The organism is Haloglycomyces albus DSM 45210 (assembly GCF_000527155.1).
GTDB classification, from domain to species: domain Bacteria; phylum Actinomycetota; class Actinomycetes; order Mycobacteriales; family Micromonosporaceae; genus Haloglycomyces; species Haloglycomyces albus.
Genome location: NZ_AZUQ01000001.1, coordinates 3,226,339 through 3,242,398 on the forward strand (window position 1 = coordinate 3,226,339; position 16,060 = coordinate 3,242,398).

Annotated in this window: 15 protein-coding genes; 1 reads left to right on the forward strand and 14 read right to left on the reverse strand. The window is 61.6% G+C overall.

Annotated features, from left to right (window positions below; all coding sequences use genetic code 11):
- Positions 1-127: 127 nt before the first annotated feature.
- The 11 genes from coaBC to pyrR all read right to left on the reverse strand — a co-directional run bounded on the left by coaBC (position 128) and on the right by pyrR (position 12,787).
- Positions 128-1,321: a bifunctional phosphopantothenoylcysteine decarboxylase/phosphopantothenate--cysteine ligase CoaBC gene (coaBC, locus tag HALAL_RS0114905; RefSeq protein ID WP_025274763.1), complete on the reverse strand. Its 1,194-nt coding sequence runs from the start codon at positions 1,319-1,321 to the stop codon at positions 128-130.
- 124 nt (positions 1,322-1,445) lie between these two features.
- Positions 1,446-1,715 (reverse strand): DNA-directed RNA polymerase subunit omega, encoded by a 270-nt coding sequence (rpoZ, locus tag HALAL_RS0114910; protein ID WP_025274764.1) that lies wholly within the window; start codon positions 1,713-1,715, stop codon positions 1,446-1,448.
- Between the two features lie 70 nt (positions 1,716-1,785).
- Positions 1,786-2,364, reverse strand: a complete 579-nt coding sequence (gmk, locus tag HALAL_RS0114915) for a guanylate kinase (RefSeq protein ID WP_025274765.1) — start codon at positions 2,362-2,364, stop codon at positions 1,786-1,788.
- A gap of 20 nt (positions 2,365-2,384) precedes the next feature.
- Positions 2,385-2,708 carry an integration host factor, actinobacterial type gene (gene mihF, locus HALAL_RS0114920; protein WP_025274766.1) on the reverse strand — a complete coding sequence of 108 codons (324 nt, stop codon included), beginning with the start codon at positions 2,706-2,708 and terminating at the stop codon, positions 2,385-2,387.
- 495 nt (positions 2,709-3,203) lie between these two features.
- Positions 3,204-4,121, reverse strand: a complete 918-nt coding sequence (pyrF, locus tag HALAL_RS0114925; RefSeq protein WP_025274767.1) for an orotidine-5'-phosphate decarboxylase — start codon at positions 4,119-4,121, stop codon at positions 3,204-3,206.
- A gap of 165 nt (positions 4,122-4,286) precedes the next feature.
- On the reverse strand, positions 4,287-5,372 hold the full coding sequence (locus HALAL_RS0114930; protein WP_025274768.1) for a quinone-dependent dihydroorotate dehydrogenase: 1,086 nt from the start codon (positions 5,370-5,372) through the stop codon (positions 4,287-4,289).
- A gap of 130 nt (positions 5,373-5,502) precedes the next feature.
- Positions 5,503-8,805, reverse strand: coding sequence for a carbamoyl-phosphate synthase large subunit (carB, locus tag HALAL_RS0114935; RefSeq protein WP_025274769.1), 3,303 nt, complete (start codon positions 8,803-8,805; stop codon positions 5,503-5,505).
- A complete protein-coding gene (gene carA, locus HALAL_RS0114940) occupies positions 8,798-9,982 on the reverse strand; it encodes a glutamine-hydrolyzing carbamoyl-phosphate synthase small subunit (protein ID WP_025274770.1) in 1,185 nt (394 codons plus the stop codon). The genes carB and carA overlap by 8 nt, the downstream gene beginning before the upstream one ends.
- Positions 9,982-11,283: a dihydroorotase gene (locus HALAL_RS0114945; RefSeq protein ID WP_025274771.1), complete on the reverse strand. Its 1,302-nt coding sequence runs from the start codon at positions 11,281-11,283 to the stop codon at positions 9,982-9,984. The genes carA and HALAL_RS0114945 overlap by 1 nt, the downstream gene beginning before the upstream one ends.
- Positions 11,280-12,200, reverse strand: coding sequence for an aspartate carbamoyltransferase catalytic subunit (locus tag HALAL_RS0114950; protein WP_025274772.1), 921 nt, complete (start codon positions 12,198-12,200; stop codon positions 11,280-11,282). The genes HALAL_RS0114945 and HALAL_RS0114950 overlap by 4 nt, the downstream gene beginning before the upstream one ends.
- On the reverse strand, positions 12,197-12,787 hold the full coding sequence (gene pyrR / locus HALAL_RS0114955) for a bifunctional pyr operon transcriptional regulator/uracil phosphoribosyltransferase PyrR (RefSeq protein ID WP_025274773.1): 591 nt from the start codon (positions 12,785-12,787) through the stop codon (positions 12,197-12,199). The genes HALAL_RS0114950 and pyrR overlap by 4 nt, the downstream gene beginning before the upstream one ends.
- Positions 12,788-13,512: 725 nt before the next feature.
- Here pyrR and HALAL_RS0114960 point away from each other — a divergent pair.
- A complete protein-coding gene (locus HALAL_RS0114960) occupies positions 13,513-14,013 on the forward strand; it encodes a transcriptional regulator (protein WP_025274774.1) in 501 nt (166 codons plus the stop codon).
- 164 nt (positions 14,014-14,177) lie between these two features.
- Here the strand turns inward: HALAL_RS0114960 and nusB are convergent, their stop codons facing one another.
- The 3 genes from nusB to HALAL_RS0114975 all read right to left on the reverse strand — a co-directional run bounded on the left by nusB (position 14,178) and on the right by HALAL_RS0114975 (position 15,988).
- Positions 14,178-14,690 (reverse strand): transcription antitermination factor NusB, encoded by a 513-nt coding sequence (gene nusB / locus HALAL_RS0114965; protein WP_211240483.1) that lies wholly within the window; start codon positions 14,688-14,690, stop codon positions 14,178-14,180.
- Positions 14,691-14,692: 2 nt separating this feature from the next.
- Positions 14,693-15,253, reverse strand: coding sequence for an elongation factor P (gene efp / locus HALAL_RS0114970; RefSeq protein ID WP_025274776.1), 561 nt, complete (start codon positions 15,251-15,253; stop codon positions 14,693-14,695).
- Positions 15,254-15,472: 219 nt separating this feature from the next.
- On the reverse strand, positions 15,473-15,988 hold the full coding sequence (locus tag HALAL_RS0114975; protein WP_025274777.1) for a P-loop nucleotide/nucleoside kinase family protein: 516 nt from the start codon (positions 15,986-15,988) through the stop codon (positions 15,473-15,475).
- Between the last annotated feature and the right edge of the window lie 72 nt (positions 15,989-16,060).

Consider the following 16,060-nt stretch of genomic DNA (forward strand, 5'->3'; position numbering starts at 1 on the left):
AATCGCGTTCAATATTCGAGAAACCGACGCTTTTCCGCACACATTTTGTTCTTTAAGCCGTCAACACCACGGCGACGAAGGCGCCCCATACGCCTCGGAGTGTTTCCCATCATTCCCTCGGTCGTTTTCAACCCGGCGGTAACCCAGTCAATCGCTCAGCGACGACACGGAGCAGCTCATGAGCCACCTGTTCCTTGGCTACGTCGCCGAAGCTCGCCACCGTCCCATTCGAGTCCAAAATGGTGACCGAATTGGTTGCCGCGCCGAATACCCGTCCATCGGACACATCGTTCAATACCACCACATCGGCATTTTTACGGTGTAGCTTTTCCGCGGCGTGACGGTGTCCGTCATCCGTTTCCGCCGCAAAGATCACCATCACCTGCCCATCGTCCTTTTTCCTACCGATCCCTGCGGCGATATCGGAATTGGGGGCCAATTCAAGCGACAAAGACTCACCCGTACGTTTCATTTTCTGTGCGGAATATCGCGCGGGTCGATAATCCGCCGGGGCGGCGGCCAGAATAACCGCATCGGCGCCCTGAGAGGCCGTTTCCGTCGCCTTGGCGAGGTCCTCGGTGGTTTCCACCCAAGTCACGTTCACTCCCGCCGGAACCGAACGTTCCACCTGCCCGCACAGCAGGTCGACCTGAGCTCCCGCCGCCGCGGCCGCCGCGGCGATCGCCATTCCCTGGTGGCCGGACGAACGATTTCCGATGAATCGAACGGGATCGAGTGCCTCACGCGTTCCACCGGCCGACACCACGATCCGCCGCCCGCGAAGATCCGGCAGCTCGCCGAAGGTGAACGCACGCAGGAATCCCGTAATCTCCGCCGGTTCGGGAAGGCGGCCCGCCCCACTGTCGGCACCGGTCAAACGCCCAACGGACGGTTCAATAACGACGTTTCCCCGGCCACGCAAGGTCGCGATGTTGGCCTGGGTCGCCGGGTGCTCCCACATTTCCGTGTGCATGGCGGGAGCGAAAACCACCGGGGAGGTCGCGGTCAACAGTGTGGAGGTCAACAAATCGTCCGACCGCCCCGTCGCGGCGCGGGCCAGCAGGTCAGCGGTGGCCGGAACGACCGCGACCAAATCCGCGCTCCGCCCCAAGGCGACATGCCGCACTTCCGAAACCGACTCGAACACCTCGGAGGTGACTTCGTGTCCCGACAGCGCCTCCCATGTGGCTTTACCGACGAATTTGAGCGCGGATTCGGTGGGGATAGGCACGACGTCGTGCCCGGATTCGGTGAGCGCCCGCAGAACGAGCGCGCTCTTATAGGCCGCGATTCCACCACTGATTCCCAGAACGATTCGCACTGTTGTTCCTTTCCGCCCGCCATATTCCGGTCGGTTCGATCGGTCAGAACCGAAAAACGGCCCAGAGGCGATTGTTTGCCTCTGGGCCATTATAAGGATCGGAAGTAACCGACCAAAACCGTAACTACCGGTTGTTATCCAAGTTCTTGGTTTCGAGCAGCCCCTTGTCGTACTCACGCAGGGCGATCGACAGCGGCTTCTCTTCGGGAGTGGTCTCTACCAGCGGTCCCACGTACTCGAGAAGCCCTTCACCCAACTGGGAGTAGTAGGCGTTGACTTGACGGGCCCGTTTCGCGGAGTAGATCACCAGCTGATACTTGGACTGGGTCCGGTCGAGTAGTTCGTCGATTGGCGGATTGGTAATGCCGACTGGATCGGCTACAGTGCCAGGCACGTGTCTTCCTTCGCAGATGGGTTTGATTTTATGTTGTCCCAGAGGGCGACCGACTTATTATGACTTGATGTCAGTGCACCGCTTTAACTGGGGATCCGAGCAATTCTACCAATTCTGTGGCCGCCTGTTCAACCGAATCATTCACAATTGTGTGGTCGAACTCAGTTTCAGCGGCAAGTTCTTCGCGTGCGGCCTGCAGGCGTCGTCCGATCGTGGCGTCGTCCTCGGTTCCACGACCGGTCAACCGTCGCACCAGTTCCTCCCACGAGGGAGGCGCCAGGAACACCAACTGGGCTTCCGGCATGGACTGTCGCACTTGCCGCGCCCCCTGTAGGTCGATTTCCAGCAGGGCGGGTAGACCGGCGGCGAGTTGGTCGTCCACCGCTTTCCGAGGAGTCCCGTAGAAGTTTCCCGAGAAGGACGCCCATTCCAGGAACTCCCCCGCAGCGATCATCGCTTCGAACCGTTCGTGCGAAACGAAGTGGTAGTCAATCCCGTCGGTCTCTCCAGGGCGCGGGGCGCGAGTGGTGGCACTGACCGACAACCACACCCACGGGTACAGCTGTTGAATCAGGGCCTTCACGCTCCCCTTACCCACCCCGGAGGGACCGGCGAGGACTGTCAGGCGTTGCGCGTTGATGCTGCTCACAGGTCAACTACTACCTGAATTTAAGCGTCGTCGGAATTGAATTCCGCCAAAAGGGCCGCGCGCTGGTGCTCACCCAGGCCACGCAGGCGACGCGAATCGGCGATCTTCAGCTTCTCCATGATCTGCACGGCGCGCTTGTCGCCGATGCCGGGGAGGGCCTTCAATACAGCCGAGACCTTCATCTTGCCGGAGATGTCGTCGGTCGCAGCGGACTTGAGAACATCTTCCAGGCTCTTCTCACCTGATTTGAGCTGATCTTTCAGTTCGGCGCGTGCCTTACGGGCAGCGGCCGCTTTCTTCAGTGCTTCTTGACGTTGTTCCGGCGTCAGTTTAGGGAGCGGCACGGGGTCTCCTTGCAGTCTATCGATCGTTTCATCCTTGGCTCCAATCTAACAGGACCAAAGGACCTGGTTGGGCACCAGTGTATCGAACACCTGTACCGAACAGGCGTCTGTCCACCAGTGCTACTCCGTCGGACATCGCGCTGGCATCTCCGACGGCACCGCTTCCGACGTGTCTTAGCAGCACATCAGCGAAACGGTCAGCTATTAGCTGAGCATAGTACCTGGCAGCCGCCCATTTCCAGTCAGGCGGGCGAGTGCGAGGCACTTCTCAACCAACCCCCTGCGACCACCGGTTTCACATGAAAGCTCTCACATGATCACCTCGGTCGCAGGCACACCGGGTTGACAACCCGACACCGGCGTCACCTTTGAGCGCTCACGACGCAGGTAACACCGGATACCGATTGAAGCATACCCAGCTCGGGAACTGTAACGCTTGATCCCGACACGCTGACAGCCGGGGACACGGTCAATTTCGTAGATAAAGGTGCCGATTTATAAGCCGATCGAATTCAAGATCTCTTCCTGCCGCCGCTTCATCGCCTCGCGAAGTCGCACCTGCGACGGCCCCTCCCTGGAAATTTGCCTCGAATAAGCAGGTATGGCCAGTTTCCGCGCCGGTCCCAGGACTCGCGCCAGATCGCCCGGCTTGCCACCCTGCGTACCCATTCCCGGAACCAGGATAGGACCATTGAGGTGGCTCAGATCGTGAGCGGAATCACGGTGCTTGGTAGACGTGTGAGTAATGCCGTAGGTGGACTCACTCATTCGAGCATCATCTGCCGATACGCACGGACCGATCGTCGCGCCCACGACAACTCCGAACGAGCCCATGGGATCGTCGTCGTCATTGTGTTGGGCGACTTCGTCGATCACCGTTTGCGCCACCGTCTCGCCGTCCCGACGCCGTGCCAACTGCAATTGCTTTCCCTCGGGATTCGACGTCCGTGCCAGAACGAACAGACCTTTACCGTGCGCGTTGGCGAGATCGAAGGCCGGCCGCAGAGCTCCCACGCCGAGATACGGACTGACCGTGATCGCGTCCACGGCCAAGGGAGAGCTGGGATCCAGATAAGCCTGGGCATACGCTTGCATGGTGGATCCGATGTCGCCGCGTTTGGCGTCCAGAATCACCTGGAGACCGGCGTCCTTGGCCGCCGCGATCGTCTTCTCCAATACCGCCAGCCCCCGGGAGGCGAAGCGTTCAAAGAAGGCCGCCTGCGGTTTGATCAGGCCCACTTGACCGCTCGCGGCCTCGATCATGGTCATGGCGAAACGCTCGACGGCGTCCGGTTCGTCGTCGAGGCCCCACGCCTGCAAGGTCGACGAGTGCGGGTCGATCCCCACACACAGCGGTCCGTGCTTCTCGAAGACACGGTCGATTCGGGCACCGAATGGCGCTGAGTTAGGCACCGCAGGCACTTCCTTTCGGGAGTTCACACTTCTGTTCACACATCATCGCGGAGTTCGTTCGGGGAGACACCGGAATACGGTCCCGGTTCCACCCGTGGGGGACGTCGTCCTTGAGTGTAGATCGCGGTTCTTCCGCTCACCAGCCCGAGACGCACAGCTCACGTCCTAACGTCGATGGGCACTGTGCCGGTGGGCCGGCGGAATGGTCAACCTGCGGCGATAGCGTTTAACGCCCTGCTTCACGGGAGCCAGGCCCTGATAAATCAAGCCACTGTACACCTGCACCAGGGACGCTCCCGCCTCGAACATGGCTTCGGCGTCGTCCCCGGTCATGATTCCACCGGAACCGATGATCGGCAATCGTCCCTCCGTCTCGCGGTGAATGAATTTCACCACCGAGCGCGACACGTCGGTCAGCGGGCGCCCCGACAGCCCGCCCGCTTCGCCGGCGAGCGCCTGTTCCCGCTGGGCGACGCCGTCCCGGAGCAGGGTCGTATTGGTGGCGATGACTCCGGAGACCTTCGCGTCCTGAGCCACCTCCAGCATCTCGGCGATCGCGGACTCGGTGAGGTCGGGCGCCAGCTTGAGGAAGATCGGTCGCAGCGGGCGCCCGGCGGCCTGCGCGACGCCCTCCGTATAGAGGGCCTTGAGCAGATCGCTCAGCGCCTGAGCGTCCTGTAGACGCCGTAGCCCCGGGGTGTTGGGAGAGGAGACGTTGACGGCGAAATACGAGGCATACGGGTACAGAATCCGCAACGACTGCAGATAATCCTCCGTCGCCTCCTCCAATGGGGTGATTTTGGTTTTCCCGATCGACACCCCGATCGGGCAGTTCACCTTGGGCGATTCCGCCAAACGACGTGCGATGGCGTGTGCGCCGTCGTTGTTGAACCCCATGCGATTGATCAAGGCCTGACTCTCGGGTAGGCGAAACAGGCGCGGAGAGGGGTTTCCCGGCTGCGCTTGGGCGGTCACGGTACCGACTTCGGCGAAACCGAAACCGAGAGCCGGCCAGGCCGCGAGCGCTTCGGCGTTCTTGTCGAGTCCGGCGGCCAGTCCGACGGGGTTGGGGAAGGTCATGCCGCAGACGTCGACGGGGACTTGGAGTTGGTTGACGCGTTGCATCTGCCGCCGTAGCCAGGGGGTTTCGCTGACGCGCCGGAGCTGTTTGAGCGTCATGGCGTGCGCCGTTTCGGGGTCGCCTTTACCTACTTTGAACAGTGCCGGTCTGGCTAGTTTCCGGTAGAGCATTGCGTCCCCCTATTGGCAGTTGTCGTCTCATGTCCGGTGTCGGCGGTCTGGGTTGTCGTGGTGTCCCGGGGCGTAGCCCCGGGACGGTGTTCCTCATCGGCCGTTCCCGTTGTCGTGGGAACGGCCGCTTTTATTGTCGTCCCAACCGTTGCAGGGAGGTGGCGGCGAGTTCTCCGCGTGAGGCGGCTTCGATTCCCATGACGGCGGCTCCCGCTCCTTGAATGGTGGTTATGCAGGGCACGTCGGCCACGACGGCGGCGGTTCGGATTTCCCATCCGTCGGTTCTGGGCCCGGACGAGGCGGACGGAGTGGTGATGACCAAATCGATGTCACCGGATTTGACGAGTCCGACCGCGTCCAGGTCGTCGTCGGTGCCTGCCTCGGAGTGGCGTGTCACGGGTGTGAAGGCGATGCCGTGGCGTTTGAGCACCAGTCCGGTCCCCACGGTGGCGTAGACTTCGAATCCCAGTGCCACCAGTTGTTGGATGGGGAAGACGATGGAGCGTTTGTCCCGGTCGGCTACGGATACGAAGACCTTCCCTCGGCTGGGGAGGTGCCCGTAGACGGCGAGGGTGGACTTGGCGAAGGCACGCCCGAAGGTGGTGTCGATGCCCATGACCTCACCGGTGGATTTCATTTCCGGACTGAGGAGGGCGTCGATTCCGCCGCCTTCGCTGGTGCGGAAGCGCTTGAACGGAAGGACCACTTCTTTGACGCTGATGGGAGAGTCGGGCGGTAGGTCGGTGCCGTCGCCTTCGGCTGCCAGGATTCCCTCTTCGCGCAGTTGGGCGATGCTGCTGCCGGACATGATGCGGGCAGCGGCTTTCGCCAGTGGGTATCCGGTGGCTTTGGAGACGAACGGTACGGTGCGGGACGCACGTGGGTTGGCTTCCAGCACGTAGAGTTGTTCGTCTTTGAGCGCGTATTGGACGTTCATGAGCCCACGTACGCCGATCCCTCGGGCGAGCCGTTCGGTGTAGTCGCGGATTTCGTTGATGACGGTCGCTCCGAGCGTGATGGGCGGCAGTGCGCAGGAGGAGTCTCCGGAGTGAACTCCGGCCTCCTCGATGTGTTCCATGATGCCGCCGAGGTAGAACTCGTCGCCGTCGCTCAGGCAGTCCACATCGATCTCGATGGCGTCGTCGAGGAATCGGTCGACCAGCACCGGGTGTTCGGGACTGGCTTCGGTGGCGCGGGCGATGTAGCTCTCTAGGCTGAGTTCGTCGTAGACGATCTCCATTCCGCGTCCCCCGAGCACGTAGGAGGGACGTACCAGTACGGGATACCCGATGCGCGCGGCGACTTCTTTGGCCTCGGTGAACGAGGTGGCGACGCCGCCGTCGGGTGCGGCGAGGTTTTCGGTGTGGAGGAGTTTTTCGAATTCGCCGCGGTCCTCGGCGGAGTTGATCGCCTCCGGGGAGGTTCCGATGACCGGCAGCCCGTCGGCTTGCAGGCGATCGGCCAGCGCGAGAGGGGTTTGTCCTCCCAGTTGCACGATGACGCCCACGACCCCGGGGCCCCCGGCGGTCAGGCCGCTTTGGTGCTCGGCGTGGTAGACCTCGGTGACGTCTTCGAACGTCAGTGGTTCGAAGTACAGCCGGTCGGCGGTGTCGTAGTCGGTGGAGACCGTTTCGGGGTTGCAGTTGACCATGATGGTCTCGTAACCGATGTCGCGCAGCGCTTGGACGGCGTGCACGCAGGAGTAGTCGAATTCGATACCCTGACCGATCCGGTTGGGACCGGAGCCCAGGATCATGACTTTGGGTCGTGCCGACGGTTCGACCTCGGTTTCGTCTTCATAGGACGAATAGTGGTACGGGGTGCGGGACGCGAATTCGGCCGCGCAGGTGTCCACTGTTTTGTAGACCGGACGCAGGCCGAGGCGGTGGCGTAGGGATCGCACGCCGTCCTCACCGGCCAGTTCAGGGCGCAGCGCCGCGATCTGTGCGTCGCAGCATCCGGCACGCTTGGCTTTACGCAGCAGAGCGGTGTCCACGATGTCGGCGGCGACGATTTCGGCGCGCAGTTCGACCAGTTCGGCGATCTGGTGAAGGAACCAGGGGTCGATCTCGCACGCGGAGTGCACCTCGTCGACGGTGGCGCCCAGTCGCAACGCACGTTCGGCGGTGTAGAGGTTGCCGTCGTGGGCGGTACGGAGTGCTTCCAGGGTGGATTCCTTGGTCGCGTCCTTCGGATCCGGTGTGGTCCAGAACCCGTACGCGGCCGTCTCGTCCGAACGCAGCGCTTTTTGTAGCGCCTGTTTGAAGGTGCGTCCCAGAGACATGGCTTCGCCGACGGACTTCATGGTGGTGGTCAGGGTCGGGTCGGCTCCGGGGAACTTCTCGAAGGCGAAGCGCGGAACCTTCACCACCACGTAGTCGAGGGCGGGCTCGAAGGCGGCGGGTGTGGCCTTGGTGATGTCGTTGGGAATTTCGTCGAGTGAGTAGCCGATGGCGAGTTTCGCCGCGATCTTGGCGATCGGGAAGCCGGTGGCTTTGGACGCCAGCGCCGACGACCGGGACACTCGCGGGTTCATTTCGATGACGATGATACGACCGTCGTCGGGATTGATGGCGAACTGGATGTTACAGCCGCCCGTGTCGACTCCGACTTCCCGGAGAACCGCGATGCCGATATCACGCATCTCCTGGTATTCGCGGTCGGTGAGGGTCATCGACGGCGCGACGGTGACCGAGTCGCCGGTGTGGACGCCCATGGGGTCGATGTTTTCGATCGAGCACACGATGACCACGTTGTCCTTGTGGTCGCGCATGAGCTCGAGCTCGAATTCCTTCCAGCCGAGTACGCTCTCTTCGATGAGCACCTCGGTGGTGGGTGATTCGGCGAGACCGTTGCCGGCGATGCGTTCGACGTCTTCGTTCGTGTAGGCCATTCCGGACCCCAGACCACCCATGGTGAAGGACGGCCGAATGACGGCGGGCAGGCCCAGGTCGGCGATCGTCGCCCAGACTTCGTCCATGGAGTGGCAGGTCGCCGAACGTGGTACCTCTCCCCCGGCCTTGGCGACGACTTCTTTGAATTTCTGGCGATCTTCACCGCGATGGATGGCCTCGAAATCGGCACCGATCAGTTCGACGCCGTATTTCTCCAGGATGCCCCGATCGTGGAGTTCGATGGCCGCATTGAGCGCGGTCTGTCCTCCCAGGGTGGGCAGCAGTGCGTCGGGCTTCTCGGTGGCGATGATGTCTTCGATCATTCCCGGATCGATCGGTTCGACGTAGGTGGAGTCGGCGATTTCGGGATCGGTCATGATGGTAGCCGGATTCGAGTTGACCAGTGTGACTCGGATTCCTTCGGAACGCAGGACCCGGCAGGCCTGGGTTCCCGAGTAGTCGAATTCCGCGGCCTGTCCGATCTGGATCGGACCCGAACCGATGACGAGTACGTGGTTGATGTCGCTGCGTTTAGGCATGGTGGTGGGCCCCTTTGTGAGTGTCGATGAGCTGGACGAGACGGTCGAACAGGTAGTCGGCGTCGTGCGGACCGGCGGCCGCTTCCGGGTGGTACTGCACCGAGAAGGCCGGCACGTCGCGACAGGTGAGCCCTTCGACGACATTGTCATTGAGGCAGACATGGCTGACCTCGACCTCTCCGAATTCCGTCTGGAACGTCGGCGTGGGGCCGAGGTGTGCGGTGGGGTCGAATTCTCCGCCGTCGGTGGCGGCCGCATCGGGCATGCGCAGAGCGAAGCCGTGGTTATGGGCGGTGACCTCCACCTTCTCGGTGTGACGGTCGAGAACGGGCTGGTTGATACCCCGATGACCGTAGGCGAGTTTAAAGGTCTCCAAGCCCAGTGCCCGACCCAGGATTTGGTTTCCAAAGCAGATTCCGAAGACGGGTACTCCACGTCGCAGGAGTTCCACCGTCGTGGCGACCTGAACCTCGGCGGTAGCGGGATCGCCGGGGCCGTTCGATAGGAACACCGCGTCCGGTTCGACCGACAGGAGCTCGTCGACACCCGTATGAGCGGGGAAGACGTGGGTTTCCACGCCGCGTTCCGCGAGACGGCGTGGGGTATTGCGTTTAATACCCAAGTCGAGGGCGGCGACGGTGTATCGCGGTGGTTCGTCGGGACCGACCACGTATTTTTCCTCGGTGGTGACCCGGTCGACGAGGTTGGCACCTTCCATGCCCGGGCTGTGGCGCACTCGTTCGGCCAACGCCGCGACATCGGTGGATTCCGAGGAGATTCCCACCCGCATGGCACCGTGTTCCCGCAGGTGTCGGGTCAACGCTCTGGTGTCGACTCCGCAGATGCCCACGACCCCCTGCTGGGCGAGGGTGTCTTCCAGCCCGCGCGTACTGCGCCAATTGGAGCGGATGTGGGAGGGGTCGTTGATGACGTATCCGGCGACGCGGATATGGTCGGATTCGTCGTCCTCGTCGTTGATGCCGGTGTTGCCGATCTGCGGTGCCGTCTGCACGACGACCTGACCGTGATAAGACGGGTCGGTCAGGGTTTCCTGATACCCGGTCATGGCGGTATTGAAGACGCCCTCTCCGAAGGTTTCTCCCACGGCTCCGTAGGCCTCGCCGTGGAAGGTGCGCCCGTCCTCAAGTACCAGAATGGCTGCTGCTCGCGTACTCATTAGTTCTCCCCCATCGCTTCGGTGAGTTGTCCGTTTCGGACGGTGGCGTTTCCACGCAGAAAGGTCGCATTGACCGTCACGGGCAGTTCCATACCCGCATAAGGTGTGTTGGTCGACAGGGAGGACAGCTCGTTGCCGTATACCGTCCACCTGCCGCCGGGGTCGACCAGGGTCAGGTTCGCCTCGGCGCCGATGTCGAAATCGTGTCCGTGTGCCCGCAGCCCGGCGATCCGCGCCGGAGTTCGCGAGGTTCGTTCGGCCACCAGGTTCCAATCCACGTCTTCCGGCCCTCCGAGCGCTTCCACCGCGATCGACAGTGCCGTCTCCAAGCCCAGCATTCCCGGACGAGCCGCATTCCATTCGCAGTCCTTGTTCTCAGCCGAATGTGGAGCGTGATCGGTGGCGACGGCGTCGATCGTCCCGTCGGCAAGCGCCGACCGCAGTGCCTCCACATCGTCGTTTTCCCGCAGCGGCGGGTTGACCTTGAACACCGGGTCGTACCCCTGCGCGGCGTGATCGGTCAGGATCAGGTGATGCGGGCACACCTCGGCGGTGACCGCAACACCGCGTTTCTTCGCGGCCGCGATGATCTCGGCGCTGCGGCGAGTGGACACGTGGCAGAAGTGGACCCGGGCGTCCAGATATTCCGCTAGGAGCACGTCACGGGCGATAATGGACGTTTCGGCGACTTCGGGCCACCCGACCATACCGAGCCGTGCGGACACGGCCCCTTCATGCATCTGAGAGCCCTCGGTCAAACGCGATTCCTCGGCGTGTTGGGCGATCAGCCCGTCCACCGACGCCGCGTACTCGAGAGCACGCCGCATCAACAACGGGTCGTTAACGCATTTACCGTCGTCGGAGAACATCCGCACCCGGGCCTGGGACTGAGCCATCTCTCCCATCTCGGCGAGGCGACGGCCTTCGAGCCCTTGGCTAACGGCACCGATGGGCTGTACGTCGACGTACCCGGCACGGCGTCCCAGGTCCGCCACCTGTTCCACCACAGCGGGGCTGTCGGCGACCGGGGTGGAGTTCGCCATGGCGCACACGGCGGTGTAGCCGCCCTTGGCGGCCGCCTGCGAGCCGGACAGTACCGTCTCCGATTCCTCGTATCCGGGCTGGCGTAGATGTGTATGCAAATCCACCAGCCCCGGTAGGGCGACCAGGCCGTCGGCGTCGACGACCTCGGCGTCGGCGATGTCGAGTCGTCCGGTTTCCACCAGGCGGCCGTCGGCGATCAGGAGGTCACTACGCCCCCGTCCGAGAACGTCCGCCCCTTTGATCACGGTTTTCTTCATTCGTCGTCTCCATTGGTAAGCAGTAGATACAGGGCGGCCATTCGAACCCAAATGCCGTTGGTGACCTGGTCGACGATGGTGGTGCGCGGTGAATCGGCCACTGCGGAGGCGATTTCCAGGCCACGGTTCATCGGTCCCGGATGCATGATGGGCGCTTCCTCGGGAAGGCGTGCGGCGCGTCGTTGATCAAGACCGTAGCGCAGCGAGTACTCCCGCTCGGAGGGAAAAAACCCACCCAGCATTCGTTCCCTCTGTACACGCAGCATCATAATCGCGTCACTGTCAGGGAGCGCGGCGTCAAGGTCGTACCCCACCTCGGCCGGCCACGATTCGATACGACGCGGCATCAGTGTGGGCGGTCCGATCAGGCGCACATTCGCTCCCAGGGTGTTGAGGAGCCAGACGTTCGAGCGCGCCACTCGGCTGTGCAGGATGTCGCCCACGATCGTGACGGTGCGCCCGTCCAGCCTTCCCAGCCGTTGCTGCAGGGTATAGGCATCAAGTAGCGCTTGAGTGGGATGTCCGCGTAGACCGTCCCCGGCGTTGAGTATGGACGACGGCAACCAGGTGGCCAGCCGTTCGGGAACCCCGGCGGCGCCGTGGCGCACCACGACCGCGTCGGCTCCCATCGCCTGCAGGGTCAAGGCGGTGTCCTTCAAACTCTCGCCCTTGTTGACGCTGCTGCTCTTGGCCGCGAAGTTCACCACGTCGGCGCTGAGCCGTTTGGCGGCGGTTTCAAACGAGGTGCGGGTACGGGTGGAGTCCTCGAAGAAGAGATTGACGACCGTACGGCCACGGAGCGCCGGCAACTTCGGCACCTCACGGCCCGATACGGCCCGCGACATCTCCTCGGCTTGATGCAACAGCAGCTCGGCCTGCTCACGACTCAGATCAGCGGTGTCGATCAGGTGCTTCACTCGATCTCACCCCGTAGTTCGACCGCGTCGGTCTCATCGTATTCGTTCAAAAGCACCGATACGTTCTCACTGCGTGAGGTCGGAATGTTCTTCCCAACATAGTCGGCACGAATCGGAAGTTCCCGGTGACCGCGATCGACCAGGATCGCCAATTGCACCGACGACGGTCGCCCCAGGTCATAGAGGGCGTTGAGCGCCGCTCGGATAGTACGTCCGGAATAGAGCACATCGTCCACCAGCACGATGCGCTGGCCGTCCACTCCCCCGGTCGGAAGATCGGTCGGGCCGAGCGGGCGCAGGCGATTCTGCCCCAGGTCGTCGCGATACAGAGTGATGTCGAGCGTTCCGGCCGGAATGGAATTGCCGGAAAAGCGTTCTATACGGTCGGCCAGTCGGCCGGCCAATGCTATTCCACGGGTTGGAATTCCCAATAGAATCGTGTTTTCGGCACCCTTGGTCTTTTCCAAGATTTCGTGCGCCATACGGTCCAGTACCCGCGCGATATCGGAATGCGCGAGTATCTCCTTACCGTCTGGCTCTGCCGACCCAGACGACTGGGAACCCGTTTTTCGGGCAGGCGTTGCCACGGTTAACCTCCTTTTCCGCCTCACGGGACGGTACTTAAAGAATGGTTCGCTATATGCAATATTGTGACCACAATGTCCGTTTTCAACGGAGACATAACTGTGGTTGTCTGAAGAAAATTGTACGCGGCCATTTCCAAATCGCACACCCGGCGGCAAGAATGTGAGGGACCCCTACAGTCCGTTTCACACGTTTGGTACCGTTTGACAGTCGATAGGAGTAAGCGGCCCCACCATTGAGCCCTTGCCGGTGGGTATCCTCCCACGATGATCACCGACGGGCTCGACGCCCGGTTGGTCACCCGATACGGGAGGGTTCAGGCGGCTGACCGGTTCCGACGCCGCGTTCGGCCTCGCGAACAGATCGGAGGGCTCGCGGCATGACTACTATTGGCATACAGGGCCGATTAAACCGGCCAGGAACGCCATGTCCGCGGCAACCCGGAAGGGGTCACCGTACCCACCGGAAACAGCGGACGGGCCATATGGCCTGTCTCAGAGGCCCTGAGGCAAAGATCGCTCGCTCGGGCGGAAAGGGGGTTAGCACACCATGGTCTATCTGCGACAATCGCGGCCCTACGACCAATCGGCGCGGCTCTCTCCATCGTGCCTGAGAAACGAGAAGTCTTACACAATCGGGGACGGAGCGCTTGTTCCGGTCACCGGTTGTAGTCAACAATAGGAACCGCCCCTTATTTATACGACACATACTTGGAGTTGATCTCAACGTGGCGACATCCGAATACGCTAAAAGCCTAGGCAACCGCCTACGCGACATTCGCATGCAACAAGGTCTGTCTTTGCAGGGTGTTGAAGACAAATCCGATGGTCGCTGGAAAGCGGTCGTCATCGGGTCCTATGAGCGTGGTGACCGTTCCATCACGGTGTCGCGGTTGTCGGAACTGGCCGACTTCTACCGTGTGCCGGTCTCTGAACTGCTGCCCAACGAATTGCCGGAGCCGATTGAAAAGCCTGAGAAGATCGTTCTCAACCTTGAGGCTCTATACGACCACCCGGACCCGGATTTGGAACACATTGCCAAATTGGCCCGTAACATTCAACAGCGTCGTGGCGACTACAATGGACGGATTCTGTCCATCCGTGCCGACGACCTGGCCACCCTCGCGGTCGTATACAGCACCACCCCGAGCGGACTGGTAGAGAAGCTCGAAGACTTCGGCGTCGTTGTACACGATGTACAGGCCTTCTTCACCAAGGAAGGCGAGTAGAAACGCCCCAAGCGGACAGCTGAGCATGCATTGGTTCCGGGCACTGTGCCCGGAACCAATTTTTTGTCATCACGCCAGAACCATACTGATCGAATACCCATGGTTCAAACTCGGATTACAGTGCACACTGAGCCTGGGAACGGTCCACCGCTGGATTCCGGGGCTTACGACGATTCGGAGCCGGTGTCGTCCGAATCCGAGGCCGTGTCCTCCTCCGGTCCCCGTTCGTGGGCCACTTTGTCCAAGACGGCGTTGAAGAACGCCGGATCATCCACAGAGCTGAGATGTTCGGCCACTCGAAGTGCCTCTTTGATCGCGACCGGCACGTCGACATCGTCCACATGCCTCAACTCGTACACCGCTATCCGCAGAATATTACGGTCCACAATCGGCATACGTTCCAGCGACCAACCGATGGCCGCGTCATCGATCGCACGATCGATCGAAGCGCGATGTTCGCTGACGCCGCTCACCAGCTGCTGCGAATAGCTCGGGAGGCGTGGTGCCTCGTGCGGGTCGTCCATGTAGCGCCGCCGACGTTCCCCCAGTACCAATTGAGGGTCCTCCCGGCGGCTGTCGGCCTCATAAAGGATTTCCACCGCTCGCGCTCGAGCGCGGCTACGCGCGCCCAGTTGAGCATCAATCTTACGCTGCGATTTTTTATTTTCTGAAGTCACGATTATGATGCCCGGGACAGATACTTGCCTTCGCGAGTGTCGATTTTGACCTTCTCGCCGGGTTCAATGAACAGCGGAACCTGTACCTCGGCACCGGTCTGCAGCGTGGCAGGTTTGGTGCCGCCCGAGGAGCGGTCTCCCTGCAGGCCTGGGTCGGTGTGCTTGATTTCCAGTTCAACTGCGGCGGGAAGCTCGACGTACAACGGCTTTCCTTCGTGCATGGCGACGGTCGCCGGGCTGTCCTCGAGGAGGAACTTGGCGGCGTCACCGACGATCGACGGCCCCAGCGGGATTTGGTCGTAATCGTCAAGATCCATGAACACGAAGTCCTCGCCGTCCTGGTAGAGGTACTGCATGTCGCGGCGGTCGACATTGGCCGTCTCCACTTTCACACCGGCGTTGAAGGTCCGGTCCACGGTCTTGCCGCTGAGGACGTTCTTCACCTTGGTGCGGACAAAAGCGGGGCCCTTGCCCGGCTTGACGTGGAGGAACTCGACAACCTGCCAGAGATCGCCGTCCAGTTTCAGGACCGTGCCGTTCTTAAGGTCGTTCGTGGTCGCCACAGATAATTCTCCGTAAATAGCGGAGGGCCGCAACACGTTATGGAGTCAACCCTCGGAATTGATTTCGGTACACCGACTCTTTATCATACCGGTCGTCACCTGCCTTATCCCCTAGCAGGGGTCGGGAAGGGTTAGTGCGCTCTCAACCGATGTTCCCACCGGAAGGGACGTTCTTTGCAGTCGACTCGCTCAGGAACGGGGGATCGACTTTTCTCCCGTTCATCGTCCATCGAGAATACGCCGAGCCACCTCTTCACTGTTCACCCCGTCGGTATCGATCACCGTCGCCTCGTCCTTCAGCCACCCCATGGCCGCCTCCCAACGGTCACAATGATCCAATCGCCATTCTCTCGCCTGCGGTTCGGCACCGTCGTTCTCGATTCGCTCTTCCAAGGTGGCGCGACCGGCGTAAAGAACGAAGTGTCGGTATTCGACCTGCGACTGGTTCATACGATCGCGAATCTCGCACCAATATTCCCTGGTCAGGACGGTTTGCGGAACGACGACAGGGGCTTTCAGGCTGCCACCCAATTGTGCGACGACCTCGCCGGTCACCACACGCCAGGCGGGCCAATCTTGAAAATTCTCCACTGGGAACTGGTCGTTGAGGAACTCCGTCAAGAATCCGCCGATACGTTCGGAGTTAAAAACCTTCGCTTCGGGAACCAGCTCCACCAGCTTCTTAGCGGTGGTCGTCTTCCCGACGCCAAAGGTTCCGTTAATCCATATAATCATATGACCATTTCATCATGAGGCTCGGTCGTCCTAGCGCGAACGGATTCCCATCGACGCGTCGTCAAATTATCC

Excerpts from the sequence above, each read along its gene's own strand:
- HALAL_RS0114945 (WP_025274771.1), bottom strand. The coding sequence starts at position 11,283 with ATGAAGAAAACCGTGATCAAAGGGGCGGACGTTCTCGGACGGGGGCGT.
- HALAL_RS0114975 (WP_025274777.1), bottom strand. The coding sequence starts at position 15,988 with ATGATTATATGGATTAACGGAACCTTTGGCGTCGGGAAGACGACCACC.
- carB (WP_025274769.1), bottom strand. The coding sequence starts at position 8,805 with ATGCCTAAACGCAGCGACATCAACCACGTACTCGTCATCGGTTCGGGT.
- HALAL_RS0114930 (WP_025274768.1), bottom strand. The coding sequence starts at position 5,372 with ATGCTCTACCGGAAACTAGCCAGACCGGCACTGTTCAAAGTAGGTAAA.
- carA (WP_025274770.1), bottom strand. The coding sequence starts at position 9,982 with ATGAGTACGCGAGCAGCAGCCATTCTGGTACTTGAGGACGGGCGCACC.